This is a genomic window from Lamprobacter modestohalophilus (assembly GCF_016583905.1).
Taxonomy (GTDB): Bacteria; Pseudomonadota; Gammaproteobacteria; order Chromatiales; family Chromatiaceae; genus Lamprobacter; species Lamprobacter modestohalophilus.
On the sequence record NZ_NRRY01000005.1, the window covers coordinates 22,717 to 49,276 of the forward strand.

Here is a 26,560-nt window from a genome sequence, read left to right on the forward strand (position 1 = left end):
GGCAGCGCACGATGCAACCGATTCAGCCGCTCACCAGGCACCAGCTGCGAACTGGGATCTGGCGAGTGCCCGACCGCTAGGACAGTCCCTAGCGAAAGGGCCTGCCGAAAGATCTAGAACATGCCGAGGGTGAGCTTGGCCTCATCGGACATGGTGTCTGGACTCCAGGGCGGGTCCCAGACCAGCTCGACGGCGACCTCACCAACGCCGTCGACCGTCTTCACTGCGTCCTTCACCATCACCGGCATCAGCCCAGCCACCGGGCATGCAGGCGCGGTGAGGGTCATATCGACATCGACATCGCCGTTATCGGCGATGTCGATCTTGTAGATCAAGCCTAAGTCGTAGATGTTGACCGGGATCTCTGGATCATGGACCTGCCGTAGGGCGGCAATGATCGGCTCCCGCAGCGACTCGGCATCATCAAGTGCCTGGGCTGCCTCAGCCCCCGCGTTGTCGCCTGCAGCAGCCCCGGCTGCCACTACGTCGTCCCGATCGACCATTCCATGATCGTCGGAGCCGAAGCCGGCGAATCTCGCTAACCTGTTCATCAGAGCGTTACCTCGACTGCAAAAGACTGTATCTGCGCTTCAATCCAGCGATCTGCGCTTAATCCAGCGGCGCCCGCTCGAGCCGCTCGCCGACCTGCTCGGTCACGTAGTCGCGCAGCGCCTCGGGGCCGAGGGCCTCGATGATCTCCCCAGCGAAACCGAGGCAGAGCATGCGCCGTGCGAGCGATGCCGAGATACCCCGCGAGCGCAGGTAGAACAGCATCTCGGGCTCGATCTGGCCGACCGTCGTGCCGTGACTACACTTGACATCGTCGGCATAGATCTCGAGCTGCGGCTTGGTATCAACCTCCGCATTCGCCGACAGGATCAGGTTGCGATTCGACATCGCGGCATCGGTCTTTTGCGCATCGCGCGCCACATAGACCAGGCCGTCGAAGACCGCCCTGCCCTTGCCATAAAGAATGCCCTTGAAGCGCTCGCGGCTGGTGCAATTCGGCAGGCCATGGCGGACGTCCATGTGGTAGTCGATCAACTGCTTGTCACCGGCTAGGTAGAGCCCCTGCAGATCGCACTCGGCATGCTCGCCACTGAAGCGGGTGACCAGATCCGTGCGCGCCCAAGTGCCACCGAGGCCGATATTGACGCCAGCATAGTGGCTATTGGCATCCTGGCTCAGGTAGAGGCCGGTAATATGAAAGGCATTCGGACTCTCCTGCTGCACCCGCGCATGCTTCAGCAGCGCATCGCGGCCGAGTGACAGCTCAAGGACGGAATTGGTGCAGTACAGCGCGTCACCAAGGCTCACATAGCGCTCGATGACCTGCGCCTGGGCACCGTCGCCGAGACTGATCAGGTGTCTGGGCTGAGCCACCCGTGGCTCCTCCATCCCAACCGACAGGTGGATGACCTCGATCGGCCGCTCGAGCAGCGCGCCCCGCTCCAGCAACAAGACCAGGCCGTCCTGCATCGCGGCGGTATTCAACGAGGCGAAGAGGTGGCTGCCCTCGCCCGCAATCCGTGTCAGCACCCCCTGGAGTGCGTCGGGGTCAGACTCGATCATGCGCTGCAAGCTGCCGACACGCACGCCCCGCGGCAACGTCCCGAGATCAGACAGCGCCTCGGAGTAGCGCCCATTCACCAGCACGGCACGATGCGCATCAAGCCCCGGCACGAGGACCTCTTCGATGTCATCCGGTGTCAGCGCTGTCAAGGGCTCGTCAACCTGGACGAAGCCCTGATCGATCAGCGAGCGCAGCCCGGTGTAGCGCCAACTCTCAGACTTGCCGGTTGGAACCGCCTGTGCGCGCACGCGCTCGGCGGCCTGCTGACGCTCAGCGGCGAGCCAGTCCTGCGCGGTGCCGGAGCTGGCGGCGTCGATCGCGGCGCCGCCACTAAGGCCCTGAAGCCAGCCCGCAAAGGCCTCGGCGGCCTCGGTCTGCTGTCGACTGCTGTTCGCTGCTGCGCTCATGCTGCCTCCCCGTCAACGATCCAGCCGTAACCCTTCTCCTCGAGCTCGAGCGCCAGCTCCTTGCCGCCGGAGCGGATGATCTGGCCCTTGGCGAGCACATGGACGTAGTCAGGCTCGATGTAATCGAGCAGACGCTGATAATGGGTGACGACGATCATCGAGCGCTCCGGGCTGCGCAGCGCGTTGACGCCGTCGGCGACGATGCGCAAGGCGTCGATGTCGAGGCCCGAGTCGGTCTCGTCCAAGATCGCCAGCTTTGGCTCGAGCATGGCCATCTGGAAGATCTCGTTACGCTTCTTCTCGCCGCCGGAGAAGCCGAAATTGACCGGACGTTTGAGCAGACTATCGTCTAGGTGCAGCACCTTCAGCTTTTCCTTCATCAAGCGCATGAAGGAGACCGCGTCGAACTCGTCCTCGCCGCGCGATTTGCGAATCGCATTCAACGCCGCCTTGAGGAAGTACATGTTGTTGACGCCGGGCAGCTCGACTGGGTACTGAAACGCCAGAAACAGGCCCAGACGAGCGCGCTCTTCGGGATCAAGCTCGAACAGGTCAGTGCCGTCGAGCATGGCGCTACCGGCGGTCACCTCATAGCCTTCGCGACCCGAGAGGACATGCGCAAAGGTGCTCTTGCCCGAGCCATTCGGCCCCATGATCGCATGAACCTCGCCGGGCGCGACCTCAAGGTCGAGGCCACGCAGAATCTCTTTGTCACCGACATTGGCCTTCAGGCCCTTCACAGACAACATGTTTGATGCTCCTAAGTCATGGTGGGCGCAGCGGCGAACGCTGTTCGCATCGACTCGCGCCCTCGTGTTCTTTAACTTGGCGACTCTATTCGGCCATTGCTTAGCCGTTGCTTCGCCATCGCTTGGCTATTCTTGGCCTTCAGGTGATCGCTGTTGCTGACCGGTGCTTGTGGCAGCCCAATGCCCTGCGGTCAGGCCTGGCAGAGGGTTATGCCACAGCTCGCGCTGGACCGCTAAACGCCTAGCGGTGCGTCATCAGCCAACCGCGCCTTCGAGACTGATGCTGAGCAGCTTCTGGGCCTCGACCGCAAACTCCATGGGCAGCTCATTGAAGACCTCTTTACAGAAGCCGTTGACGATCATCGAGACCGCATCCTCTTCAGAGAGCCCACGCGCGCGACAGTAGAAAAGCTGGTCGTCGCTGATCTTCGAGGTCGTCGCCTCGTGCTCCATCTTCGCGCTGGAGTTCTTGACTTCGATGTACGGGAAGGTGTGCGCGCTCGATTTATCACCGATCAGCAGGGAATCGCACTGCGTATGGTTGCGTGCCCCTTCAGCGCGAGCGGCGATACGCACCAGCCCACGGTAGGCCTGCTGACCATGCTGCGCGCTAATACCCTTACTGACGATGGTCGAGCTGGTGTTCTTACCCAAGTGGATCATCTTGGTGCCGGTATCGGCCTGTTGCCGGCCCTTGGTCACCGCCACCGAGTAGAACTCGCCGACTGAATCGTCGCCACGCAGAATACAGCTCGGATATTTCCAGGTGATCGCCGAGCCGGTTTCGACCTGGGTCCAGCTGATCTTCGATCGGTGGCCGCGGCAGTCTCCGCGCTTGGTGACGAAGTTGTAGATCCCGCCCTTGCCATTCTCGTCGCCCGGATACCAGTTCTGCACCGTCGAATACTTGATCTCGGCGTCATCAAGGGCGATCAGCTCGACCACGGCCGCGTGCAGCTGGTTCTCGTCGCGCTGCGGTGCGGTACAGCCTTCCAGATAGCTCACGTAGCTGCCCTCGTCGGCGACGATCAGGGTGCGCTCGAACTGCCCCGTATTCGGCGTGTTGATGCGGAAGTAGGTACTCAGCTCCATCGGGCAGCGGGTATTCTTCGGCACATAGACGAAGGTGCCATCGGTGAACACCGCCGAGTTGAGCCCGGTGTAGAAGTTATCGGTCGGCGGCACCACGGTGCCGAGGTACTTCTGCACCAGCTCGGGATAATCTTGTACCGCCTCCGAGATGGAGCAGAAGATGACGCCGGCCTCGTGCAGCTTCTCGCGGAAGGTGGTCGCCACCGAGACGCTGTCGAACACCGCATCGACGGCGATGCCAGCGAGCGCCTTTTGCTCTTCGATCGGGATACCGAGCTTCTGGTAGGTCTCCAACAGGATGGGATCGACCTCGTCGAGGCTCTTGGGACCCTCCTTTTTCTTCGGTGCCGAGAAGTAAGAGATCGCTTGGTAGTCGATCGGTGGATAGTGCACCGCGGCCCAGGTTGGGGTCGGCATCTCGAGCCACTTGCGATAGGCCGCTAGGCGCCACTCGGTCATCCACTCGGGCTCGCCCTTGCGCGCCGAGATCGCCCGAACTACACCCTCGTCAAGGCCGGGTGGCAGGGTGTCAGACTCGATCTCGGTCACAAATCCGTGCTCATAGCCGGCGTTGACGAGATCGTCGTACTGGCCGACGGTGTCGGCCTTGCTCTCGGCCGTGATGGCCTCTGCTGGGATAGCACTCATGGGTGTCCGCTCCGATACCTGAGTAGTTTACTAGGTTATAGTACGACGACAATGCAGGGTTTCAAGACCCTTGGCCATCGTTTTGTTGAAATCTGGCCGCGCGAAACGGGCTGCTCGGCCGCAGAGATCATTACGAGGGGCGGCACTTTCAAGCATCAGCGCACATTCATTCGCCTCGGCAACTTAATCGCAATTATTCTCATCCCTCTTGCTATCTCTGCTCAGTGCACACAAACTAGGCTCTGGCGCCCAGGTCTTCGGGCCAACGCCATTGACGATAGATCACACCACTAGCGATCCCGCTCGTTGCAATCACACCACTTGGAGCCTGTTCGACCCATGATACCGATCTGTTCTCGCGCCCACCTACTCTCCTTGCGGGCACCGTTCGCCGCGCTTTGCCTCGCAATCGCCGTTGCGCCAGCGCTCGCCGCTGCCGACGACGAGGTCAATCTCTACTCGGCGCGCAAGGAAGCCTTGATCAAACCCCTCCTCGACCGCTTCACCGAGGAGACCGGGATTACCGTCAACCTGGTCACGGGCAAGGCTGACGCTCTCCTCCAGCGTCTGAAGAACGAAGGCCCGAACAGCCCCGCCGACATCTTACTGACCGTCGACGCCGGCAACCTCCACCGCGCCAAGGCAGGTGGACTGACGCAGTCCTTTAGCTCCGAGGTCGTCGATGCAGCCGTGCCTACGACCTACCGCGACCCTGACGGTCATTGGACCGGACTCTCGCTGCGTGCGCGCCCGATCATGTACGTAAAGGGCAAGGTCGAGCCGTCCCAACTCTCGACCTACGAGGCGCTGGCCGATCCACAGTGGCAGGGCCGCATCTGCATCCGTTCGTCGAGCAATGTCTACAACCAGTCATTGGTGGCCTCGATCATCGCCGCCGACGGCACCGAGGCCGCACAAGCCTGGGCCGAAGCGATTGTCGCTAATATGGCGCGTCCACCCAAGGGCGGAGATCGTGACCAAATCAAGGCGGCCGCCGCAGGTCAATGCGATATCGCAATCGCCAATACCTACTACCTGGCAGGGATGCTGAAGTCCGACGACCCAGGCGAGAAGGAGCCCGCCGAGAAGGTCGCCGTCTTCTGGCCCAATCAGCCTGGTGCCGGTGACGGCCGCGGCACCCATGTCAATGTCAGTGGCGCAGCCCTCACTGCCGCGGCAAGCAACAAGGACGCTGCCGTCAAGCTGATCGAATACCTCGTCAGCCCGGAATCCCAGGCCTGGTACGCCGAGGTCAACGGCGAGTATCCGGTGCGCGAGGGGGTTGAGATCAGCCCCGTGCTCGCCGAATGGCGTACCTTTGAGGCCGACGATCTCGACCTGATCGAGCTCGGAGAACTCAACGGCGCGGCGCTCATGCTGATGGATCGCGCCGGCTGGAAGTAGCTACCCACGGCCGAAAAGGGCCCTTTCGATAGCCATGTGCCACCCCCTGCGTTACCCGTCTCGTGTGCTCTGTACCCGTCACGGGTCGCTTGGGCTGGCGCCGGTCGAACGAGAGCCCGCCTAGTGCTCATGGCGCGGTGCCACCCCGGCAGACGAATCGCGTGAGATTCACGTTAAGCGATTGACGTTAAGAGATTCACATTGAAAAGCGTCTGCCTTAAGCCAAGGCTGATGTCTCAAGCATCGATCCGGCTTATGATGTGCCCCCTCCCGACCGGGTCGGGGACTCGCCACTCGCCCTCGCTTCAGCCTGCTTCCGCTCCGCCTCCATGACTGCCTCTTCGTCCGCCCACTCCGGGCGCCTCGCCTTCATGACCCGTGCTCGGCCCCGCGCTTGGACCGGCTTGGTGGTCCTGGTAGCCACGCTGCTGGCACTCCCTATCTTGGTCGTCGTCGGCTTCGTCTTCGTGCCAGCCGGCGAGGTCTGGCGGCACCTGGTCGACACCGTGTTGGTCGACTATGTCTCGAATTCACTCTTGCTCATGCTCGGCGTCAGCGTCGGCACCGTCATTGGCGGCGTCGGCACCGCCTGGCTGACGAGCATGTGTCGATTCCCGGGCCGGGGCCTGTTCGAGTGGGCGCTGCTGCTACCGATGGCCATGCCGGCCTATATCATCGCCTACACCTACACCGGCATGCTCGACTTCGCTGGGCCGGTGCAAACCGCGATCCGGGATCTGACTGGTTGGGGCTGGGGCGATTATTGGTTTCCGCAGATTCGCTCGCTACCCGGCGCTGCGGTGATGCTGTCGCTGGTCCTCTATCCGTACGTCTATTTGTTGTCGCGGGCGGCGTTCTTGAGCCAGTCACTCTGCGTGCTTGATGTCAGCCGCACCCTCGGCAATGGCCCCTGGCGGACCTTCTTCACGGTCGCGCTGCCGCTGGCCCGACCGGCTATCGTCGCCGGCCTCTCGCTGGCGTTGATGGAAACGCTCGCGGACTATGGCACGGTCGAGTATTTTGGCGTCTCGACCTTCACCACCGGCATCTTCCGCACCTGGTTCGGTCTCGGCAATCCGGCCGCCGCGGCTCAGCTCTCGGCGCTCCTGCTCGGCTTCGTCTTCGCGCTGATCCTGCTCGAGCAGACCTCTCGCGGGCAAGCGCGCTACCACGACACCGGCCAGCGCCGGCAATCCATCCGACGCCTCGAGCTGACCGGTTGGCGCGCCCTCGCCGCCTTCGGCTTTTGCATGGCGCCGCTCGGCCTTGGCTTCCTGCTACCCGCTGGCCAGCTGACGGTGTGGTCGATCACCGTCGCCGATCAGCGTCTGGATGCTGAATTCGCCCGTCTCGCCCTCAACAGTCTCGGACTCGCCGCCGGCGCTGCCCTGCTTGCGCTCGCGCTCGCGCTGCTGCTCGGCTATGGCCGCCGCCTGCTGCCGACACGGCTGGTCCGCGCTGCGGTGCGTACGGCCGGGATGGGTTACGCGGTGCCTGGCACCGTAATCGCGGTCGGCGTCATGATCCCCTTCGCCTGGATCGACAATAGCGTCGATAGCTGGATGCGAGCGACCTTCGGTGTCTCCACCGGCCTGTTGCTGAGCGGATCGCTGATGGCGCTGATCTTTGCCTATCTGGTTCGCTTCCTGGCCGTCTCGCTGCAAACGGTTGAGTCAGGATTGGGAAAGATCCGCCCTTCGATGGATGAGGCAGGGCGCTCGATGGGCCTGCGACCGGCTCAGGTGCTGCGCCGCATCCACGTGCCGATGCTACAAGGCAGCCTGCTCACGGCGCTGCTGTTAGTCTTCGTCGACGTGCTGAAAGAGCTCCCGGCGACGCTGATCCTGCGCCCGTTCAATTTCAATACCCTTGCGGTCCGCGCCTATGAGCTGGCCTCCGATGAGCGCCTGGCCGACTCCGGTCCGGCGGCACTGACCATCGTCGTCGCCGGACTGATCCCGGTTATCATCCTGAGCCGTTCGATCACCCGCTCGCGCGCCAGTGTTTGAGCCACCGTCCTTGCCGCCAATTCGACCGGTGCCGATCCTGAGCCACGCGCTCGACCCCCGTCTAGGCCCAGCCATCTTGGCTCACCCGTCTTGGCCCACCCATGAGTGATCGTCGCAGAGCTTGACCACAGATGCCCTCACTAGCAGCAAATCACACAGGCGCCGCGCAACATCCAGAAATGACAGAGCGCGTGCAGCCAAACCCGACCGTTCGCTTAGCGGTCCGCGAGGTCGATATCGCTTACGGCGAGACCACCGTCGTGCGCAACGTCAGCTTCGTGCTTGAGACCGGTACCATCGGCTGCCTCCTCGGCCCCAGTGGTTGCGGCAAGACCACGCTGTTGCGCGCCATCGCCGGTTTCGAGCCGATCACCCAGGGCGAGATCCTGATCCGCGGCCAGCAGGTCGCACAGCCCGGTTGGATGCTGCCGCCTGAGCGCCGGCATATCGGCATGGTGTTCCAAGACTTCGCCCTCTTCCCGCACCTCTCGGTAGCCCGCAATATCGGCTTTGGTCTGCGCGCGATGAACAGCCACCAACGCCGCGAGCGCGTCAGCGAGCTGCTGGAGCTGGTTGGTCTGAGTCAGGCCGCAGACTTGTTCCCACACGAACTCTCAGGCGGCATGCAGCAGCGGGTCGCGCTGGCGCGAGCCATGGCCCCTCGCCCCGACATTCTGCTTCTCGATGAGCCCTTCTCGAGCATGGACGCAGAACTGCGCGAGCAATTAGCCCGCGAGGTGCGGGCGATGCTGAAACGCGAAGGGGTAACCGCCATCCTGGTGACCCACGATCAGCTCGAGGCCTTCGCCATGGCCGATATGATCGGGGTGCTGAATGCAGGCAGCGTGCATCAATGGGGCACCGGTTTCGGGCTCTACCACGAGCCGGCCGATCGCTTTGTCGCCGACTTTATCGGCCAGGGCGCCCTCCTGCCGGCGCGGGTGCTCGATGCGCATCAGGTGCGTACCGAGCTCGGCTCAATCAGCAGCGAGCAGCCACATGGAATCGACACCGACATCGCCGCTGAGGTGCTGATTCGCCCAGATGACGTCCTGTACGACGAATCCAGCCCGCGCCGAGCGACCATCGTCGAGCGCGCGTTCAGGGGCGCAGAGTTCCTCTACACCCTGCAGCTCGATAGCGGCTCAGAGGTGCTCTGCCTGGTACCGAGCCATCATCGCCATGCGGTCGGAGAGCGCATCGGCATTCGCCTCGAGGCCGACCACCTGGTGGTCTTCGCCTGCCCCTGCGCTAGCTCGCAATGAGACCTGAGCCAATCCAGCCAACGCGGTTCAGTGGCTCAAGGTTGGTTGCCTGAAGGTCAAGGCCCTGGCGGTCAAGGCCTAGCGGTCAAGGCAGAGCGTTCAAAGCTCGGCGACCCCTCGGCTCAAGCCTTGTTCAAGACTTTTCCAAGCCTTGTTCAAATTTTGCTCAACCCTTGTGTTCATCTGATGCCGAATCCGTCTCCGGAGCGTCGTCTGGAGACCGCGCGGCGTTGGGATCGGGCTTGCGCATGATGGCCGGTTGTGGTGCTGGCCCCTCGCCATCGCGAAAGAGCCAAACGAAACCCGCGATCATCGCGACGAAGGCGAGAATAAGAAAGACATTGGTCCAAAACATGATGGCATCCGGGCGATCAACACCTCAGTGGCGACCGCTTGCTAGGGTGAATGTTGACGTTTCGCGCAGTATAGACACAGGCTGCGGTCAACGCTCAATCGGCGACAACGATGCGATCACCGACCCGCATCCTCGAGTAAACGAACTTTGCGTCCTCATGCCGCAAACGCACGCAGCCATGGGACTCGGGTTGGCCGGTCACGTAGCCTTCGTGCACAAAGTAAGGGCCGGTGAATTGCAGCGAATAGGGCATCGGCGTCGGCCGGTCGAAGTAATTCGTGTAGCTACCCGAGCGCTTGTTGATGTCCTTCGACTGCACAAGGTACTTGCCCCTGGGGGTCGGATGCGCTGGAGTCCCGGATGAGATCGGCCCGGTCCAGACCAGCTGATCATCCTCGAAGTAGTTGAAGCGCTGCTCCGCCAAACGGATGTCGAGCTGGCGCTTTTCGGCGCTGGCTAAGCTGGCCGGGTCTGGCGGAAGCGGATTGACGACCTGAGACACAGGTGCCGAAGTCGAGGCTGCGACACCGGCTGGCTGCGGCTCGCCCTCCCGGCCGTCCGCGATGGACGCCTGCGCACTGGCACGGAGATTGCGCTTGTCCAGCGCCGACGCGGGCACCGATTGGCTCGCCCCGCCATCACCGCTGAGCTGCGGCATATCCGACGGCAGCGGGGGATAGGGCTGTGAAGCACAGCCCACCAGCAGGAATAGCCAAACACTGGCCAGTGTGACGACGTTGTACATCGGTGCAGAGATCTCGCGTAAGGCCCCAAGTGAGCTCGATTGTCAGTGACGGCGAGTGTCACAGTTAATTGACAATTATCAAACCGATTTGGTGCGGTTTTTCGATAATAACCGCATGCAGATGCCCGTCCAAGACCCAAATACACCGACCAAGCCCAGCACGCGAGCGCGGATGCGGCCGGCCAACAGTGGCCGTCGTATCCGACGCGAGAAGCGCACGATCACGGCGATGCTCAACCTCTATTGCCAGGATCATCATGCTGCTCGCGGCGTTTCGAGCCAACGCTGTGATGCGTGCGACGAACTCCTGCGCTATGCCCATCAGCGACTCGACAACTGCGTGTTTGGCGAGCTGAAGCAACCCTGCAATCAATGCACAGTGCACTGCTATAGCAAAAGCCTGCGCCCGCGTATCGTCGAGGTCATGCGCTACGCAGGGCCGCGCATGACCCTGCGCTATCCGCTCTTAAGCATCCTGCATCTGTGGGATAAGCTGCGGGCGCGCTAAGCAATCGACGACGGTTCGATCCACGACGTTTAGCCGACCGCCGGCCGCGACGTGTTGAAGACGCCAGCCGACACCGCTGGCCCATCGCGGGGTCAACCGATCGGCGCCACCCCAAACAGCGCTTTGTGTGCCCAGAGCAAGAACAGCACATAGAGCGCAAGGCCCGCACCAAGCGCAATCCAGTCGTTGAACCGTCCAGCAGGCGCTGCCGGCACCGGAACCGGCGCGCGACGTTTCAAGGAGATGCGATCCGCCACGGCCCAGGCCAGGAAGCCGCCGAACAGCAGCAGGTCGGCCAGGGTGCCATTGGCGAGCAGGTGGGCCAGGGCCCAGATCTTGGTTGCCAGCAGCATCGGATGCTTCGTCGTGCGCTGGATTCGACCAGGAAGATAGGCGGCAAGCAGCAGCACGAACACCGGCACCATCAGCAACAGCGTGATGTGGCGCATCCAGACCGGCGGCTGATAGAGGACGATAGGATCGACCGCAGCCTGCCCATACCCAATGACAATGAGATAAAGGCCGAGCAGCGAGATCAGCCCATAGATCGCCTTCCAAGGCACCTGCCCCAATCGAGCAGCGGTTCGATTGCGCCAGTCGGCATCGATGATCGACACCGAGTGCACGCCGAGAAACAAGATCAGCCCGATAATCAACCAGAACATAACTAAAATCCCGCATTAACAATGGTGTGGCGCTGCCGCTGAGCCCAAGCCGGGCTCCAACCAGCGCTTTGGACCGCGCTGATCGAACCGACATCGGATGCCCAAGAGCGCGCGAAGAACCTAGAATCCTTGGTCGGTGCTAGAGTATCGACGTGGCGGGCAGCCAGGGTGACGATGCCCGCCATGACTGATCAAGGCGAATAATGTCCATCGCGCGTCGCTACTCCAGAAGATGAAGCGCTTGTGAAGCGCTTGTTTCAAGGTAACGTCCACAGCGCATCGCCACCCCCGAACGATGAAGCGCTTGTTTCACGGTAACAGGACCTGCCAACGCATGACCGAGACCCCAATCACCTTGACCGAGTTGGACCGACTCCCGGAAGGGCTGGTCGAGCTTAACAGCGCCGAGCTGATCTCCCAACTCAAGGGTCCAACGCTGATCCATCTCGACGGCGAGCGCAAACCGCCTCTGTTCGTCTCAGTGCTGATGCACGGCAATGAGCCAGTCGGCTGGGACGCGGTGCGACTGATGCTGAGTCAGTGCCTCGAGCGCCACGGCCAATTGCGCCTCCCGCGCGCGATGAGCCTGTTTATTGGCAATGTCCATGCCGCAGCCGCCAATGCACGACATTTGCCCGACCAGCCCGATTTCAACCGCGTCTGGCCGGGGACTGACCAGCCGCCATCACCGACCCAGCAGCTGATGGCCGAGGTCGTAGCGCGGATGGCGCAGCGCGGGATCTTCGCCAGCATCGACCTACACAACAACACCGGCACCAATCCGCATTACGCCTGCGTCAACCGCATCGACAACCGGTATCTGCATCTCGCGCGTTTGTTCTCACGCACGGTGGTCTATTTCGTTCGGCCGACCGGCGTGCAGTCACAGGCCATGGCCAAGCTCTGCCCTGCCGTCACCCTTGAATGCGGGCGCGTCGGTGACCGGCACGGGATTGAGCACGCCCGGGAATTTATCGACGCCTGTCTGCACCTGTTGGAACTGCCTGAGCACGCCCTGCCAGCCCAAGATATCGACCTCTTTCACACCGTCGCCCGGGTGACGATCCCGGAGCAGATCAGCTTCGGCTTTCCTCCGCACCAGGCACAACTGGTGCTCTCGCCAGAGCTCGAGCGGTTCAACTTCCGCGAGCTACCCGCCGGTACCGCCTTTGCGCGCGTTCGTGAGGGTGGTTATCTCGAGGCTCGAGATGAGCATGGCCGCGTCGTCACCGACCGCTACTTCGGCACCGAGGAAGGCGAGCTGAAACTGCGTGAGCCAGCGATGCCTTCAATGCTCACCGCTGACGCGACGGTGATTCGCCAGGACTGCCTGTGCTATCTGATGGAGCGCTACAATCAGCACGTGCCGGCGCGGCACTAAGGCGATGTCTGTCAAAGCTCACTCAGCCACCACCGCCACCGGACCGTCCATCAGCTGCTCGCTGCCGTGGCGGAGAAAGGCCGCTGCTCGATAGAGCCCAACCAGCGTCTTGGCGTCTGTGATGGTGCCGTTGAAACACCATTCGAGCACCTGATCGAGCGCAACCCAGTGCACCTCGATCACCTCGTCAGCACCATGGCCGAGGTCGACCTCGCTCAGGCCGCGGGCCAAGAAGAGATGGATCACCTCAGCAAACACGCCGGGCGAGCTATGCAAGTGGCCAAGCGACTCCCAGGTCGCCGCCACCAGCCCAGCCTCCTCGGCAAGCTCACGCTCAGCGGTTGCGGCCGGGCCTTCGCCAGGATCGAGCTTGCCGGCAGGGAGCTCCCACAGCCAGCCCCCGGCAACGTACCGATACTGCCGCAGCAGACAGACGCGACGCCGATCGTCGATCGCCACCGCAGCCGCGCCGCCGGGGTGGCGGATGACTTCAAGATCGACACGACGACCGTTCGGTAGGCGCACACGCTCGATGCCGACGTCGATAATCTTGCCTTGGAACATCGGGCGTCGGATAACCTCGCCCACGTCATCGTTCGGTTCGTCAGCGCTCAATATCTGAACCTAGAGGCAGAACAACCAAGGTCACAGAATATTACCAGGCGACCACTTGAAGCAAAGGCCAAAGGCGAAAGCTTGCGGAAAAATCGCGCAGAACGCCTGTTTCCGCGCCTGGCTTGACGCGCAAGACATTGATTTCGGGCCAGACCGTTGATGGAGGCACTGAGGTTGCCTGCCGACACGGTAACGCTACCGTCATCACGCGGACATAGAATGCCGCATCGATCGAAGTGAAAGCCGCGGGATACTGCTTATGCCAACCGTAATGATCGTCGACGACGAGCCTGACATCCGCGAGGTGATGCGCTTTGCGCTCGAGGAAGGTGGATTCCGGGTGCTCGAGGCCGGCCATGCCGATGATGCGCGCAAGCTGCTCGCCGAAGGGCCTGACCTTGTGCTGCTCGATTGGATGCTGCCTGGACGCTCCGGACTCGAGCTCGCCGCACAACTCAAACAGAGCCCAAAGACGCGCAACATCCCGATTATCATGGTCAGCGCGCGCGGCGAGGAGGAGGACCGGGTCAAGGGACTGGATACCGGCGCCGACGACTACATCACCAAGCCCTTCTCGCCACGCGAGATGGTGGCACGGGTGAACGCGGTCTTGCGCCGCAGCAAGCCAGATGAGGTCAGTGATCAGACCGAGATCGGCGGCCTGGTCATCGACAATGTCAGTCATCGCGTCAGCGCCAACGGCATTGCGATCGATATCGCCCCAACCGAATATCGCCTGTTGCATTTCTTTATGACCCACGCCGACCGCGCCTTTAATCGCTCGCAGCTGCTCGATCAGGTCTGGGGCGACCAGGTCTACGTGGAAGAACGCACGGTCGATGTGCATGTCCGCCGCCTGCGCAAGGCGCTCGAAAAGACCGGCCATGAGCACCTGCTGCAAACCGTTCGCGGGGTCGGTTACCGGTTTTCGGACAAGTGAAGGCAGCCGCGCAATGAGAAACGGTGCAAGGTACGAGCTTGGGCTCCTGTTCGCCGCCGGACTTGGCGCTGCCCTGCTCATCGGTCTCGGCCTCGGCTGGGCGGAAGCGCTGCTCATCGCCCTCTGCCCGCTCCTCGCACGGCATGCTTGGAACCTGTTTCGACTGGCGCGCTTGATTCGACGCCAGCACCGCCTCGTCCCGCCTTTCCCAAGCGGCATCTGGGGCGACATCTATCGCGCCATCGGCCAATACCAACAGCGCGGCCGCAAGGGCCGTAAGCGTCAGTTGCGCTTCTTTCGCCGCTTTCGCGAAGCGGCCAATTCCGTGCCTGACGCCTTGGTGGTACTGGACAAGAACCGCCGCATCGAATGGGCCAACCCCGCGGCTCAGGTATTGATGGACGTGCATTGGCCACGCGACGATGGCAGAGCCTTGTCTGAGGTCTTCGAACACCCGGAACTTTCCAGCTACATCGTCGCTGGCGAGTACGCCCGGCCGCTCGAGGTCGCACCCGCCCACAACCGCTCCGTCATGCTCAGCATCCGCGTCGCCCCCTTCGGCGAACGCAAAAAGCAGCGCTTGGTGGTGGGCCGCGATATCACCAAGGTCTTCCATCTGAACCTGATCCGGCGTGACTTCGTCGCCAACGCCTCACACGAGCTGCGCACACCGCTGACGGTGATCACCGGGTTCTTAGAGACCCTGGCCGATTCGGCCTTGACCCCTGCCGGTCATCGCCGGCCACTCAACCGCATGCAGCATCAGGCCGAGCGCATGCGCAGCATCATCGAAGACCTGCTGACCCTGTCGCGGTTGGAGATGGACGAGCAGGCCTTGGAGGTTCATCCGGTCGATGTGGCCGAGGAGTTAGAGCAGATCGTCGCGGATGCCTCTGCGCTCAGCAGCGGCCGCCATCAGTTCCAGATCGAGATCGATCACGAGCTGATGCTGCTCGGGAAGGCCTCTGAGCTACGCAGCGCGTTTTCCAACATCCTGTTCAACGCAGTCAAACACACCCCGCCCGGCAGCCACATCCAGCTGAGTTGGTCACAAACGGCGAGTGGTCCGGTGTTGACCGTGACCGATGACGGCCCCGGGATCGCACCGAAGCATATCCCACGGCTGACCGAACGCTTCTATCGGGTGGACAAGGCACGCTCGCGTGAGTCCGGTGGCACCGGGCTCGGGCTCGCCATCGTCAAGCATGTCCTCAGCCGGCATCAAGCACGACTCGTGGTCGCCAGTGAGCCTGGCCAAGGAACCCAATTCAGCTGCCATTTCCCGCCAGAGCAGGGCCTGAGCGCGGCCCAGCTCGAGCACCATCGTCAGGCCAATCACCTTCCCCCCCTCAAGCCAAGCGCTGTTCCGGCGTCAGGGTCTTGATCGACAGCGCATGGAGTTCGCCGGAGGCGATCTGCGCCTTCACGGTATCCATCACCAGCCGCTGCTTCTTAATCGGGGTCAGACCACTAAACGCGTCGCTGACCACAACCGCCTCGAAGTGACTCCCGTCACCCGTCACCTCAACCTCAGACCCAGGAAGGCCATTGCGGATCAACTGTGCTACTGCTTCGATTTCCATCGTCTTGACTGCTCGCTTGTCGGTGGGCCATTGCGGCCCGGTTCTGCTTGTGACGGCTATGTTGGGTTGTGAGGCCAGTCGAGCAAGCCTTCGTTCTCTAGAGCGATTTCTAGCCAATCACAGATATCGTCTTACTGGACTTTTTGCGTCCACCTTCTGTGTCGCACTCCCGGTCTCTTGGAGTGGAACCGCAGATGGACGCGCAAGAACTCAGCCCTCGAGCCCTTCCATGCGGATGCGTACCACCTTGCCTGAAACCCCATCAAAGGCCTCGATGCGTGCGATGGCACGGTTCATCGCCGCCTCTTCGATGCGGTGGGTCAGCAGGATCAACGGCACCGTGGTCTCGCCCTCTGCCGGCTCCTTCTGCTTGATCGCCTCAATGCTGATCCCCTCCTCGCTCAAGATGCCGGCGATGCTCGCCATCACGCCTGGACGATCCAGCGCAGTGATGCGCAGGTAATAGGCGGTCTCAACGGCATCGATTGGCAACACTGGGGTATCGGCCAGTTCACCGGGCTGGAAGGCTAGATGTGGCACCCGGTTGGTCGGATCAGTGGTCAACGCGCGCACCAAATCGACCACATCGGCCACCACAGCCGAAGCCGTCGGCAGCGCGCCGGCGCCAGCGCCGTAGTACAGGGTTGGCCCAACGGCATCACCCTTGACCAGCACCGCGTTCATCACGCCATCGACATTGGCGATCAAGCGCCGATGCGGGATCAGCGTCGGATGCACGCGCATCTCGATGCCGGCGGCGGTGCGACGCGTGATCCCAAGATGCTTGATGCGATAGCCCAGTTCAGCGGCAAAGGCGACATCCTGTGGCTCGATCTTTGAGATACCCTCGGTGAAGGTCTTGTCGAACTGCAGCGGTATCCCAAAAGCCAGTGAGGCGAGGATGGTCAGCTTATGCGCTGCGTCGATGCCTTCGACGTCGAAGGTCGGGTCCGCCTCGGCATAGCCGAGCCGCTGCGCCTCCGCCAACACATCGGCAAAGTCGCGGCCCTTGTCACGCATCTCGGTGAGAATAAAATTGCCGGTGCCATTGATGATGCCGGCGATCCACTCGATCCGATTCGCGGCCAGGCCCTCGCGCACGGCCTTGATGATCGGGATACCGCCGGCGACCGCGGCCTCGAACCCGACCATCACACCCTTGGCCTGGGCCGCGGCGAAGATCTCGTTGCCATGCATCGCGATCAGTGCCTTGTTGGCAGTGACCACATGCTTGCCATTCTCGATCGCCTTCAGCACCAGCTCACGCGCCGGCGAGTAGCCGCCGATCAGCTCGATGACGATCTCGACTGCGAGATCATCGACGACCGCGAAGGCATCATCACTGATGCGCCCAATCTGCTCGAGCCCCTCGATCCGCTCCGGATCATACTGACGCGCGGCAGCGTGCGTGATCTGAATGGCTCGCCCGGCGCGGCGGGCGATCTCATCGGCGTTACGCGTCAGGACGGTGACACTGCCACCGCCAACGGTGCCCAAGCCCAGCAGACCGATCTTGACCGGTTCCATAGGTTCTCCTCGTGCTTATCGCTGATCGCGGCGACACCGCCGCGCATGATGTTAGGGTGGCGTCGAGCCAGCGCGCGCATCTTCACGGAACATCTGCTTGATGCCCCGAACCGCCTGGCGGGTGCGATGCTCGTTCTCGATCAGGCTGAAGCGCACATGGTCATCGCCATAGTCGCCAAAGCCAACGCCCGGCGAGACCGCAACCTTGGCATCGCTCAGCAGCTTCTTCGAGAACTCCAGCGAGCCCATCTCGCGATAGGCCTCCGGGATGCGCGCCCAGACGAACATGGTCGCCTTCGGGCGTTCAACGGCCCAGCCCGCCTCGTTCAAGCCATCACAGAGCACATCGCGGCGGCCCTGGTACATATCCCGGATCTCGGCGACACAGTCCTGTGGCGACTCCAAGGCATGGATGGCCGCAACCTGGATCGGCGTGAAGGTGCCGTAATCGAGGTACGACTTGATCCGCGCCAAGGCCGCGATCAGCTGCGGATTCCCGCACATGAAACCGATGCGCCAACCTGGCATGTTGTAGCTCTTCGACATCGAGAAGAACTCGACCGCGATCTCCTTCGCACCCGGAATCTGCAGGATCGAGGGGGCCTTGTAGCCGTCGAAGACGATGTCCGCGTAGGCGATATCGTGCACCACCCAGATACCGTGCTCACGCGCGATCTCGACCACCTGCTCGAAAAAGGCAAGGTCGACGCATTGCGTGGTGGGATTGCCGGGAAAATTCAGCACCAACATCTTCGGCCGCGGCCAGGAGTCGAGAATCGCGCGGCGCAGTTCCTCGAAGAAGTCGACCTCCGGGGTCAACCGGACATGGCGCACATCGGCGCCGGCGATGATGAAGCCGTAAGGATGAATCGGATAGGCTGGATTCGGCACCAGCACGGTATCGCCCGCGCCCATGGTCGCCAGCGCCAGATGCGCCAAGCCTTCCTTCGAGCCAATCGTCACGATCGCCTCGCTATCGGGGTCCAACTCGACATCGAAGCGATCCAGGTACCAGCGCGCGATCGCGCGGCGCAGGCGCGGGATGCCACGCGAGACCGAATAGCGATGCGTATCGCGTCGCTGAGAGGCCTCGACCAGTTTATCGACGATATGCTGCGGCGTCGGCTGATCGGGATTGCCCATCCCGAAGTCGATGATGTCCTCACCTCGTGCTCGTGCCGCAGCCTTCAACTCATTGACAATATTGAAGACATAGGGCGGAAGCCGCTCGATACGGCGGAAACTCGGCTGCGGGGCGACCACGGAGACCTCTAACGGTGGGAATGGATAATCCAGAGAGTGTACAGCTGAGCTGGGCGGATCAAAAGCAACGCGCATCGAACCACGCACGAACCACGCATCGAACGAGGCTCGCTCGAGCGCCGCAGACCACCAGCGGTCGGCCGATAGAGCACCGAGCAAGCAGGTTAGAGGCGCCTTGCGCTTGCCCTTGCTGACGTCGCCGGCCAGCCACTCAGCGGCGGCTCGCCCTCGGTCCTGGTCGGCAACAACCCGGTTCAGCGCTAAAGATGCCGCGCCGAGACCAGCTCGCGGATTGCACCAGCAGCATCGCCGCCCCGTTCCTGGTGGAGGGCAAGCATCGCGGCACCCAGGGTCTGCCAATGCTCACGACCACGCTCAGCCAACTGCCGCAGCTCGGCGAGATCACCATCCCGGCGCCAAGATTCATAGGCACCGGTCAATGACGGAAAGATGGACTTGCGCATGTTGGTCAGGTTGCCGACATAGAAGTGGAGTGCCGCGGGCTGCGCCGCTGTGTCGACGCTCTCAAGCAACCGCGGCAGGGTCACCAGAGAGTCTGCCAGATGGTCGCGCACCGCACGCGCCATCAGCTCCGCTGGGGTTTGCGCCAGGTCGAGCAGCATCTGACCCCAGTCGCTCTCCCCGAGCAGCAGTCCGGCCTGATGCTCGCCCTGCTCGTGCAGGAGCGCGTGATCGATCTCGCGGTCAGCCATCGCACTCAGAGCCGCCTCGAAGTCAGTGTCGAACGCGTAGCACGCAAAGGCCCGGCCAAGCGCGTTATCCGGACGGCTCCAGCGCCAGCTCTCGAGCTTCTCCCAGAGCATGCGGCGTAAGGACTCCCGGCGCAGAAAGATGGTCTTACCAAGCGACATCGCCGGCGGTGCGGTCAGATCGCGCGCATACTCCCCGGCTGAGACATAGACCGAACAGTCACCATTAACGGCGCAACGCTCGAGGTCGCCGAGAAAGAAATGCGGCTTTGCCTGATGACCGAGTCCACTGCTGTAGACCAGCCCTTGCGGCGCGAGCCGAGCATTGATGGCGTCGGCGTCGAACGGATCAAACGCCTCGCCCTCGATCTCAACCGGCGCCAGTTCGGCCTCGGCCAACGCGTCCCAAAGCGCCTCGCGCTCGGCCAGCCATTCCCCGACCGCATCCTTCTGTAACGGAGCCCCAAGGGGCAGACGCTTCTCCCAGCGATAGTACTCACGCATCTTCATCAGATAGATGCAGAGCGAGTAATCGCCTCCGTGGCGCGCATCGGAGATGTGGCAGTTACGCTGAACGGTCTCCGCCAACGTCTGTACCTGATGATGATTCATTGTTCGCTGACCTGTTCTGAGTCTGGATCAGGACCCATCTCCCGTCCTCAGAAGAACGCTTGAGCTGGCCCCGCTTTGCCTTCAATTTAGGTCGAGTTTACCCAGCAAAACAGTCAGAAATAAAGTCGAACCTTGGTGGCTCCTCAAGCCTCCGAGCACAACCTGGAGTCATGCATGGCGTTACGCATCAAGAGTCACTGGTGGAATGACGAGCAGCAACGCTCACTCAGCGAGATCGGCGGGGCACTGGCCTTTATCGGCTGGCGAATCGCAGTCGACAAGGCGATCTCGCTGCACTGTGAGCGCTTCGTCTATCGCGACGACGCCCAACGCTTGGAGGTGATCCAAGAATACCTGGTGTTCCTGATCCAGATTGCCGACCGTCTCAGTCACGATCTCGTCGACGACGCGCAACGCCGCGACCTGATCACGGCCTTCGCCAAAAAGCTTGTCGAGCATATTCAAGACAACAGTCAGGACCTGCTCGGCCCCGGCGACTACGGCTCGCCCTTCCTGAGTCGGCTAAATCAACGCTCCGAGGAGTACGCCGAGTTCCAGCTCGACGACGAAGGCCCGACCTACCCCTTCCTGCGCCACCTCGGCTTCGAGATCCAGCAACTCATGGGCCGCGAAGAAGAAAACCGCTGGATCATCGACCAGATCATGGACAAAGACGGCTGGGATGCTTACAAGCGCTTCGCCAAGGCGTTCCGCGATCTGTTCGAGTGACGGGCCTTCACAGGTACTCGCTTGCCCAACCCGCCCTGACGTCCTGGTGTCCTGGTGCAAAAGCTCCTGATCCGCATCCAATCGGTGGTTCATGTTAGCGGCCATCACGCGGAGCCCTGCGACTGGCAGCTCTCGCACCAGTAGGTCGAGCGCGGCTGTGCCCCAAGAATGGAACGCCTGATCGGCGTGACGCAGCGTAGGCAAGGCAGATCGCGGCGGCCATAGACCCACAGATGGCCGCGGCGATCCTGCGCAAAACGCGTTGTACGCGGACCACCACCAAGATTGGCCTTCAGCAGCTCGGACGCTTGCTGATAAAACCCGACCAAGGTCTCATCGCTAACACTGCCCAAGGTAGCCAACGGGGAATATCGCTGAAGAAAGAGAAGCTCGGACTTGTAGACGTTGCCGATCCCGGCCGCCACCCGTTGGTCCAAAAGCACATCCACCATCAGGGTCGCGGGCGAGAGCAGCTGCCGAGCGCGAGCCAGCAGCGCTGCTGGCTCGATCTGCTCGCTGATGAGATCGATGCCGAGCCGATGTTGTTGATCCGCCAATCGGAAACCTCCCTGCTCGAGCCACTCGGCCTCCTTGGCGTTAAAACACACATAGTCCCACTCCGCGGCCTGGACCAGAATCGAGGCCTGCCGACGTGGTCGACGCCAAGGTTCGCCGGACCGGTAACGATGCCAACTGCCGTAAAGCCCCAGATGGCTGCGTAGCAGTCGACCGTTGTCCAAGGCAATATAGAGATGCTTACCCTGAGCGCTGACGCGCTCGACCTGTGCCGGACCGGCAGAGGCACCAAACGCCGGATGCAACCGTAGCGCCTGGATCGGTTGCCCAGCCAACGCCTGATCCAGAAACCGCGCCAGCTTGGTGATGGTGTCGCCCTCGGGCATCTGCTGTTATCTCGGGTCTCTTCTGGGCCGCAGTCGGCCTTCGCTTGATCCACAGACAAAGGAAATCATCATGGTCCTCGATTTCGCTCAGCTCTGCGCGCTCCTCGAGATCGCACCGCCGGTCGCGGCCACAAAGGCTGCTGCAACAAAGACTGCTGCAATAAAGGCCGCGGCAACACAGGCCGCGGCAACACAGGCCGCGGCAACACAGGCCGCGGCAACACAGGCTAGCCGAACCGATGTCGAAGCCTCCGCAGCGAACGCAGCGCCGAGCCAGCCCAGAACCGCAGACCAGGCCAGGATCAGCGGCTTTACCGGCGTCAACAGCCTGGCCCTTGCCGGACCAAGCGACCTCTGCTTCGCCGAGCAGAGAGATCAGGCCGAGGCGGTGAGCAGGAGCCGTGCCGGTGCCGTCATCGTTCCGCTTGACTTCCCGACCATCGATGGCCCGGAGCTGCTCCGCACCACGCGCCCGAGAGAGCGCTTCTTCAGCATCGCCGAGCGCTTCGTTCCGCGGCCAGCCGCCGCAGGCATCCATCCCAGCGCCGTTGTCGATCCCAGCGCCCAGCTGGGCGAAGCGGTCTCGATTGGGCCGAATGCCGTGGTCGGCGCAGACACCCACATCGGGCCGCGCTCGGTGATAGGCGCCGGCAGCGTCATCGAGCGCAATGTCAGCATTGGCGCCGACTGCACCCTAGAGGCCAATGTCACCATCCAACGCAATTGTGAGCTTGGCGCGCGCTGCATCCTGCACTCAGGCTGCGTCATCGGCGGTGACGGTTTCGGCTTCGTCTGGGACGGCAGCGCGCATCGCAAGGTTCCGCAGCTCGGGCGCGTCGTCATCGAAGACGAGGTCGACATTGGCTGCAACAGCTGCGTGGATCGCGCGACCCTCGGCGAGACCCGCATCCGCCGCGGCACCAAGATCGACAATCTGGTTCAGATTGCCCACAACACCGACATCGGCGCCCACGTCATCCTGGTCAGCCAGTCTGGCGTCGCTGGCAGCAGCCGCCTGGGCACGGGCACGGTCGTCGCCGGCCAGGTCGCCATCTCCGACCATCTCGAGATCGGTGCCGGTGCCCGCATCGGCGGGCAAGCGGGCGTGACCAAGGACGTTCCAGCCGGGGCCACCGTCTTCGGCACCCCGGCTCGACCGATGAAGCAGACCCTGCGCGAGCTTGCCGCCCTCGCCCAGCTGCCGGCGCTGCTCAAGACGATGAAGGGTTGGCGCGCCGAACTCATGGCGCTGAAGCTGCAACTCTCCGAGCTCGAGAGATCCTTGCGCAAACCCTGATGCGCAAAACCTTGGACGCAAAACCAGAGCCGGATACGCAAAGCCTCAGCCAAAAAAAACCCCGCCAACGGCGGGGGAACACGACAAGGAGTCAGAGAGCTTCACTGAAGCTCGCTGAGTTCGAGCGCCGGCCGGCCGCAAAGTTCGCGCCTCACACCGCATCAACACCCGATGAAAATTATGGGATTGTGAAGCAGTGGGTCATCACCAAATCGTCGAACGCGTAGTCGAGCGCACACTAGAATTTCAGGTGTGTAAACGCAAACTTTATGGTATTGTCCCAACGTCAATGGAGAGGTCTAAACGCGCCGCCGCCCCACCCCTTTCGCGGTACCGGCCCCAATAAGGACTCATCACTTCGGTGAAACCTCCGGCAACATCGCTCCACTAGAGCCAGTATTGTCCGCTGAACCGGCATTACCGGACTCAGGAAGATGAACGAAAAGGCCGAAGGCCACTCCAGGATTCATGCGGTGTCGCAGTGCTGAGTGCGCGAATCGCCATATCCAGACCCCTTGATACCGCAATCCTCTGTGATGAGCAGTTCCTTTAAAAGCGTAGCCACGCTTGAGCGGACCCGTAGCCAATTCATCGGGCCCCTGTCAAAGCCAGAGCCCTATCGCTGAGCGATCACATCGCCAGAACCGGGCTCGGCGACCAATGCAACCTATCGCAGCCGCGAGCAATGCACTGGTCACATGCAATGAGGTAGTGAATGAGCGTTAGAATTTCTGGAGACTTTCTTGCGTTGGACAATCGCATCAAGCGCCTGATCAATCAGCAGGCACAGGCGATTCAAGCCAGCTTCCCTGGCCGCGACTACGAGATCGGGGCACGTATCGCCGAAGAGTTCGACCAACTCAACGGCCACCGAGTCCGCTTCGAGCTCGTCGTCACCTCGCCAGAACGGCAGCAAATCATCGTCCGCGAGGCGCAGAAGAAGGCCGAAGAATCGATCAAGTCCGCATTTTCGAGCCTCAAATCGAAGTTACGCCGAATCGGCGCGCGACGACCTCAGCGGACAGCCTCCGCCCCAGCCTCACTCCCCGCTGCGAGCACCTAGCGCCATCCACATCCGCGCCTCCCTCAGCGTTCTCAAAGCATCCGCAGTGAAGACAGTCCCGCATCAACCCTGACAACCTGGCCAGTGACGAGGCTTGCGTCGGTCAATAGCCAACGCGCCACCTCAGCCAACTCCTTCGCCGAGCCGATGCGCTTCAAGGGATGCCGCTCCGCAGCCGCCTGCTGTTTGTCCTCAGTGCTCAGCAGGCGGCTTGCCAATGGCGTGTCAGTGATCGTGGGCGCGATGACGTTGACCCGGATCGCTGGCGCCCATTCAGCAGCCAGCGATCGCATCAACCCTTCGACCGCCCCTTTCGCTGCCGCGACTGATGCATGAAAGGGCATGCCGGTGCCCACAGCCACGGTACTGAATAGCACCACAGAGGCTTGATCGCTGCGCTTGAGCGCCTCGTGCGAGGCCTGCAAGGCGCGCACCGCACCCATGAGGTTGAGCTCGAAGTCGTCGCGCAGCTCTTGTTCGCGCAGTCGAGCGAAGGGCTTCAGACGGATGCTGCCCGGACAGTAGACCAAGCCATCAAGCCGCTCAGGAAGACAGTCGCGGGGAAACGGCTCGCTGAGTGCATCCCAGCGGACGCCGCGTGCCGCGACGACGTCTGGCCCCTTCTCCGGCTCACGCGAGAGATGGGTGACCCGATGGCCATGCTCGACGAGGGAGGCGACCAGCGCTGCGCCAATACCAGAACTGCCGCCGATGATAAGACTGTTGTTTGCCACTTCGGGCCTCCGAGTCGATGTAAGAACATTACGAACATAGACAGTCTTGACTCTTCAATACCTTTACAAGTCTCGCTTATTTGCCGTAAAGGACCTACATTGCATGGACAGCGGCGAGCGCTCCACCGACGCTCTCGCAACCCGGGTTGCGTTTTGGCAGTTCCTACCTCAGCTTCTCTGTGGGAGTTTCGTCGGATCACCCGAGCGCTCCACGGCGGGATCAGTCATCGCCTCCAACCGCCGGCCCGGACCATCAATCTCAACCATTTCCTCTCGGAGAACCACGATGAAGATTGGAATCATTGGCGGCACCGGCTTCGTCGGCAGCTACATCATCGATGCCTTGTTGCAGGCTAACCATGAGCTGCGCGTACTGACGCGACCTGGCAGCGAGCACAAACTGAGCTCAAACCCAAACTGCACGCCGGTGCGCGGCGATGTCGCCAACGAGGCCGATATTCGCGAGTGCTTGAGCGGCACTGAGGCCGCGATCTACCTGATTGGCATCCTGCGGGAACAGCCGCAGCAAGGGATCACTTTCGACGCGATGCAGCGGCGCGGTGCCGAGCGCAGCATCGCATTGGCCGAGGAGCTGGGGGTCCAGCGTTTCCTATTGATGAGCGCGAACGGCGTCGATGCCGATCAGCCAGAGGATCAGACCCCTTATCAATCCACCAAGCTGGCCGCCGAAGAGCGACTCAAGCACTCGACCCTGCAGTGGACCATCTTCCGTCCCTCGGTGATCTTCGGCCCGCCGCGTGGCCGCATGGAATTCTGCACACAGCTGAAGGCTGAGTTGATCGATAGTCCGGTGCCCGCGCCCCTCTTCTTCGCCGGTCTTTCAGTGCTGGATGCAGGGGGGTTTCGACTCGCGCCGGTGCATGTCGAAGATGTTGCCAACGCCTTCGCAACGGCCCTGACGCGCGAGGACGCGATCGGACAGACCTATGCGCTCTGCGGACCGGACAGCCCGAGTTGGAAGGAGATCCTGAAAGCCCTAGCGACCGCGAGCGGTAAGTCAAAGCTGATGTTGCCAGCGCCGGCGCTGGTGCTCGAGCCGGTCGCGGCGGTCCTTGGCCGCTTCAGCTGGTTCCCGGTCACCCGCGATCAGCTTCGCATGCTGCTGGCCGGGAATACCTGTAGCGACGATGGGCTCGCACGGCTTGGAATCGCCGGACGCCCATTCGATCAGCACAGTCTGAGCTACCTGGCTAGCCCATAGCGACTGCACTTCAGCGATACTCCGCGGCGGGTCAGCCCTGCTCCGCGGCGGGGCGATGCTGGTCCGGGCGCAGCTTGGGTGTGAAGTAGACGTCGGCATCGTCGAGATCAACATCCTGGCCCTCGCCGTCGACCAAGGGCTGGTCATAATCCTTCCAACCCCGCACACCGCTCTGTAGCGAGACGACATTGCTGTAACCCAGCACCTGCATCGCATGCGCGGCAAGGATGCTGCGATTGCCGGAGCGGCAAACGACGACGATCTCGCGCTCGCGTGCACGCACCAGCTCCGGCTCGGTCTCCTCGTAGTCCCACTCGCAAGCCGACTCCAAGATGCCACGCGGCACGTTCAGCGAGCCGGCAATATGCATGGCGTCAAACTCGCTCGGCTCACGTACATCGAGGATCAGGAGATCAGGGTTGGCCTCGAGACGCTCCTCGAGATCCCAGGGCATGATCTCGCGGACATCAGTCAGACAGTGGCTGATCAGTTCGAGAAAATTCTTCATTGCTACCTTAATTTTTTTGATTCCGGATTCAGTTTGATTCCAGCTTCAGTTTGA

The 26,560-nt window shown here is 62.2% G+C and carries 26 protein-coding genes; 11 read left to right on the plus strand and 15 right to left on the minus strand.

Annotated features, from left to right (window positions below; genetic code table 11):
• Positions 1 to 113: 113 nt before the first annotated feature.
• The 4 genes from CKO42_RS04845 to sufB form a co-directional block, all read right to left on the minus strand.
• Entirely contained in the window at positions 114 to 551 is a 438-nt protein-coding gene (locus CKO42_RS04845; protein WP_200240004.1) for an SUF system Fe-S cluster assembly protein, read from the minus strand.
• A gap of 58 nt (positions 552 to 609) precedes the next feature.
• On the minus strand, positions 610 to 1,980 hold the full coding sequence (gene sufD, locus CKO42_RS04850; RefSeq protein WP_200240006.1) for a Fe-S cluster assembly protein SufD: 1,371 nt from the start codon (positions 1,978 to 1,980) through the stop codon (positions 610 to 612).
• Positions 1,977 to 2,729, minus strand: coding sequence for a Fe-S cluster assembly ATPase SufC (sufC, locus tag CKO42_RS04855; protein ID WP_200240008.1), 753 nt, complete (start codon positions 2,727 to 2,729; stop codon positions 1,977 to 1,979). Before sufC ends, sufD begins: the two co-directional genes overlap by 4 nt.
• A 255-nt stretch (positions 2,730 to 2,984) precedes the next feature.
• Positions 2,985 to 4,469 carry a Fe-S cluster assembly protein SufB gene (gene sufB, locus CKO42_RS04860; RefSeq protein ID WP_200240010.1) on the minus strand — a complete coding sequence of 495 codons (1,485 nt, stop codon included), beginning with the start codon at positions 4,467 to 4,469 and terminating at the stop codon, positions 2,985 to 2,987.
• 339 nt (positions 4,470 to 4,808) lie between these two features.
• Between sufB and CKO42_RS04865 the strand changes: the two genes are divergently transcribed.
• The 3 genes from CKO42_RS04865 (at position 4,809) to CKO42_RS04875 (ending at position 9,147) form a co-directional block, all read left to right on the plus strand.
• Positions 4,809 to 5,873, plus strand: a complete 1,065-nt coding sequence (locus CKO42_RS04865; protein WP_200240012.1) for a Fe(3+) ABC transporter substrate-binding protein — start codon at positions 4,809 to 4,811, stop codon at positions 5,871 to 5,873.
• Positions 5,874 to 6,202: 329 nt separating this feature from the next.
• Positions 6,203 to 7,882: an ABC transporter permease gene (locus tag CKO42_RS04870; protein WP_200240014.1), complete on the plus strand. Its 1,680-nt coding sequence runs from the start codon at positions 6,203 to 6,205 to the stop codon at positions 7,880 to 7,882.
• Between the two features lie 179 nt (positions 7,883 to 8,061).
• Positions 8,062 to 9,147, plus strand: a complete 1,086-nt coding sequence (locus tag CKO42_RS04875; protein WP_200240017.1) for an ABC transporter ATP-binding protein — start codon at positions 8,062 to 8,064, stop codon at positions 9,145 to 9,147.
• Positions 9,148 to 9,313: 166 nt separating this feature from the next.
• Here the strand turns inward: CKO42_RS04875 and CKO42_RS04880 are convergent, their stop codons facing one another.
• Entirely contained in the window at positions 9,314 to 9,502 is a 189-nt protein-coding gene (locus CKO42_RS04880; RefSeq protein ID WP_200240019.1) for a hypothetical protein, read from the minus strand.
• A 94-nt stretch (positions 9,503 to 9,596) separates the two neighbouring features.
• A complete protein-coding gene (locus CKO42_RS04885; RefSeq protein WP_242479137.1) occupies positions 9,597 to 10,247 on the minus strand; it encodes a L,D-transpeptidase in 651 nt (216 codons plus the stop codon).
• Positions 10,248 to 10,362: 115 nt separating this feature from the next.
• Between CKO42_RS04885 and CKO42_RS04890 the strand changes: the two genes are divergently transcribed.
• Positions 10,363 to 10,755 carry a nitrous oxide-stimulated promoter family protein gene (locus CKO42_RS04890; protein ID WP_242479138.1) on the plus strand — a complete coding sequence of 131 codons (393 nt, stop codon included), beginning with the start codon at positions 10,363 to 10,365 and terminating at the stop codon, positions 10,753 to 10,755.
• 92 nt (positions 10,756 to 10,847) lie between these two features.
• Here the strand turns inward: CKO42_RS04890 and CKO42_RS04895 are convergent, their stop codons facing one another.
• On the minus strand, positions 10,848 to 11,420 hold the full coding sequence (locus CKO42_RS04895; protein ID WP_200240022.1) for an NnrU family protein: 573 nt from the start codon (positions 11,418 to 11,420) through the stop codon (positions 10,848 to 10,850).
• Between the two features lie 334 nt (positions 11,421 to 11,754).
• Between CKO42_RS04895 and CKO42_RS04900 the strand changes: the two genes are divergently transcribed.
• Positions 11,755 to 12,801, plus strand: coding sequence for a M14 family metallopeptidase (locus CKO42_RS04900; RefSeq protein WP_200240023.1), 1,047 nt, complete (start codon positions 11,755 to 11,757; stop codon positions 12,799 to 12,801).
• Between the two features lie 18 nt (positions 12,802 to 12,819).
• On the opposite strand, the gene CKO42_RS04905 is transcribed toward CKO42_RS04900, so the two are convergent.
• Positions 12,820 to 13,365, minus strand: a complete 546-nt coding sequence (locus tag CKO42_RS04905; protein WP_200240244.1) for an NUDIX hydrolase — start codon at positions 13,363 to 13,365, stop codon at positions 12,820 to 12,822.
• A 310-nt stretch (positions 13,366 to 13,675) separates the two neighbouring features.
• On the opposite strand from CKO42_RS04905, the gene phoB reads away from it, so the two are divergent.
• Positions 13,676 to 14,356 (plus strand): phosphate regulon transcriptional regulator PhoB, encoded by a 681-nt coding sequence (gene phoB, locus CKO42_RS04910; protein WP_200240025.1) that lies wholly within the window; start codon positions 13,676 to 13,678, stop codon positions 14,354 to 14,356.
• A gap of 13 nt (positions 14,357 to 14,369) precedes the next feature.
• Complete coding sequence (phoR, locus tag CKO42_RS04915) at positions 14,370 to 15,740, plus strand: phosphate regulon sensor histidine kinase PhoR (RefSeq protein WP_200240027.1); 1,371 nt, start codon at positions 14,370 to 14,372, stop codon at positions 15,738 to 15,740.
• Here phoR and CKO42_RS04920 read toward each other — a convergent pair.
• From CKO42_RS04920 to CKO42_RS04935, 4 genes are all read right to left on the minus strand, one after another.
• The gene (locus tag CKO42_RS04920; RefSeq protein WP_200240029.1) at positions 15,706 to 15,939 is read right to left on the minus strand and encodes a BolA family protein; all 234 of its coding nucleotides are present in this window, start codon (positions 15,937 to 15,939) and stop codon (positions 15,706 to 15,708) included. The two genes, phoR and CKO42_RS04920, sit on opposite strands and share 35 nt — an antisense overlap.
• A gap of 210 nt (positions 15,940 to 16,149) precedes the next feature.
• Complete coding sequence (locus CKO42_RS04925; RefSeq protein ID WP_200240031.1) at positions 16,150 to 17,466, minus strand: homoserine dehydrogenase; 1,317 nt, start codon at positions 17,464 to 17,466, stop codon at positions 16,150 to 16,152.
• A gap of 51 nt (positions 17,467 to 17,517) precedes the next feature.
• Positions 17,518 to 18,729, minus strand: a complete 1,212-nt coding sequence (gene alaC, locus CKO42_RS04930; protein ID WP_338034848.1) for an alanine transaminase — start codon at positions 18,727 to 18,729, stop codon at positions 17,518 to 17,520.
• Between the two features lie 260 nt (positions 18,730 to 18,989).
• Entirely contained in the window at positions 18,990 to 20,051 is a 1,062-nt protein-coding gene (locus CKO42_RS04935; RefSeq protein ID WP_200240035.1) for an Sfum_1244 family protein, read from the minus strand.
• Between the two features lie 174 nt (positions 20,052 to 20,225).
• On the opposite strand from CKO42_RS04935, the gene CKO42_RS04940 reads away from it, so the two are divergent.
• Complete coding sequence (locus tag CKO42_RS04940) at positions 20,226 to 20,780, plus strand: hypothetical protein (protein ID WP_200240037.1); 555 nt, start codon at positions 20,226 to 20,228, stop codon at positions 20,778 to 20,780.
• A gap of 104 nt (positions 20,781 to 20,884) precedes the next feature.
• Here CKO42_RS04940 and CKO42_RS04945 read toward each other — a convergent pair whose 3' ends face one another.
• The gene (locus CKO42_RS04945) at positions 20,885 to 21,682 is read right to left on the minus strand and encodes a DNA-formamidopyrimidine glycosylase family protein (protein ID WP_200240039.1); all 798 of its coding nucleotides are present in this window, start codon (positions 21,680 to 21,682) and stop codon (positions 20,885 to 20,887) included.
• A 70-nt stretch (positions 21,683 to 21,752) separates the two neighbouring features.
• Here CKO42_RS04945 and lpxD point away from each other — a divergent pair, with 70 nt between their 5' ends.
• Both lpxD and CKO42_RS04955 read left to right on the plus strand, forming a co-directional pair.
• Positions 21,753 to 22,979 carry a UDP-3-O-(3-hydroxymyristoyl)glucosamine N-acyltransferase gene (lpxD, locus tag CKO42_RS04950; RefSeq protein WP_200240041.1) on the plus strand — a complete coding sequence of 409 codons (1,227 nt, stop codon included), beginning with the start codon at positions 21,753 to 21,755 and terminating at the stop codon, positions 22,977 to 22,979.
• Between the two features lie 715 nt (positions 22,980 to 23,694).
• Complete coding sequence (locus tag CKO42_RS04955; RefSeq protein ID WP_200240044.1) at positions 23,695 to 24,042, plus strand: Fis family transcriptional regulator; 348 nt, start codon at positions 23,695 to 23,697, stop codon at positions 24,040 to 24,042.
• A 32-nt stretch (positions 24,043 to 24,074) separates the two neighbouring features.
• Here CKO42_RS04955 and CKO42_RS04960 read toward each other — a convergent pair whose 3' ends face one another.
• Positions 24,075 to 24,776 (minus strand): SDR family oxidoreductase, encoded by a 702-nt coding sequence (locus CKO42_RS04960; RefSeq protein WP_200240046.1) that lies wholly within the window; start codon positions 24,774 to 24,776, stop codon positions 24,075 to 24,077.
• A gap of 286 nt (positions 24,777 to 25,062) precedes the next feature.
• Here CKO42_RS04960 and CKO42_RS04965 point away from each other — a divergent pair, with 286 nt between their 5' ends.
• Positions 25,063 to 25,998: an NAD(P)H-binding protein gene (locus CKO42_RS04965; RefSeq protein ID WP_200240048.1), complete on the plus strand. Its 936-nt coding sequence runs from the start codon at positions 25,063 to 25,065 to the stop codon at positions 25,996 to 25,998.
• 31 nt (positions 25,999 to 26,029) lie between these two features.
• Here the strand turns inward: CKO42_RS04965 and CKO42_RS04970 are convergent, their stop codons facing one another.
• Positions 26,030 to 26,506 carry a rhodanese-like domain-containing protein gene (locus tag CKO42_RS04970; RefSeq protein WP_200240050.1) on the minus strand — a complete coding sequence of 159 codons (477 nt, stop codon included), beginning with the start codon at positions 26,504 to 26,506 and terminating at the stop codon, positions 26,030 to 26,032.
• Positions 26,507 to 26,560 lie beyond the last annotated feature (54 nt).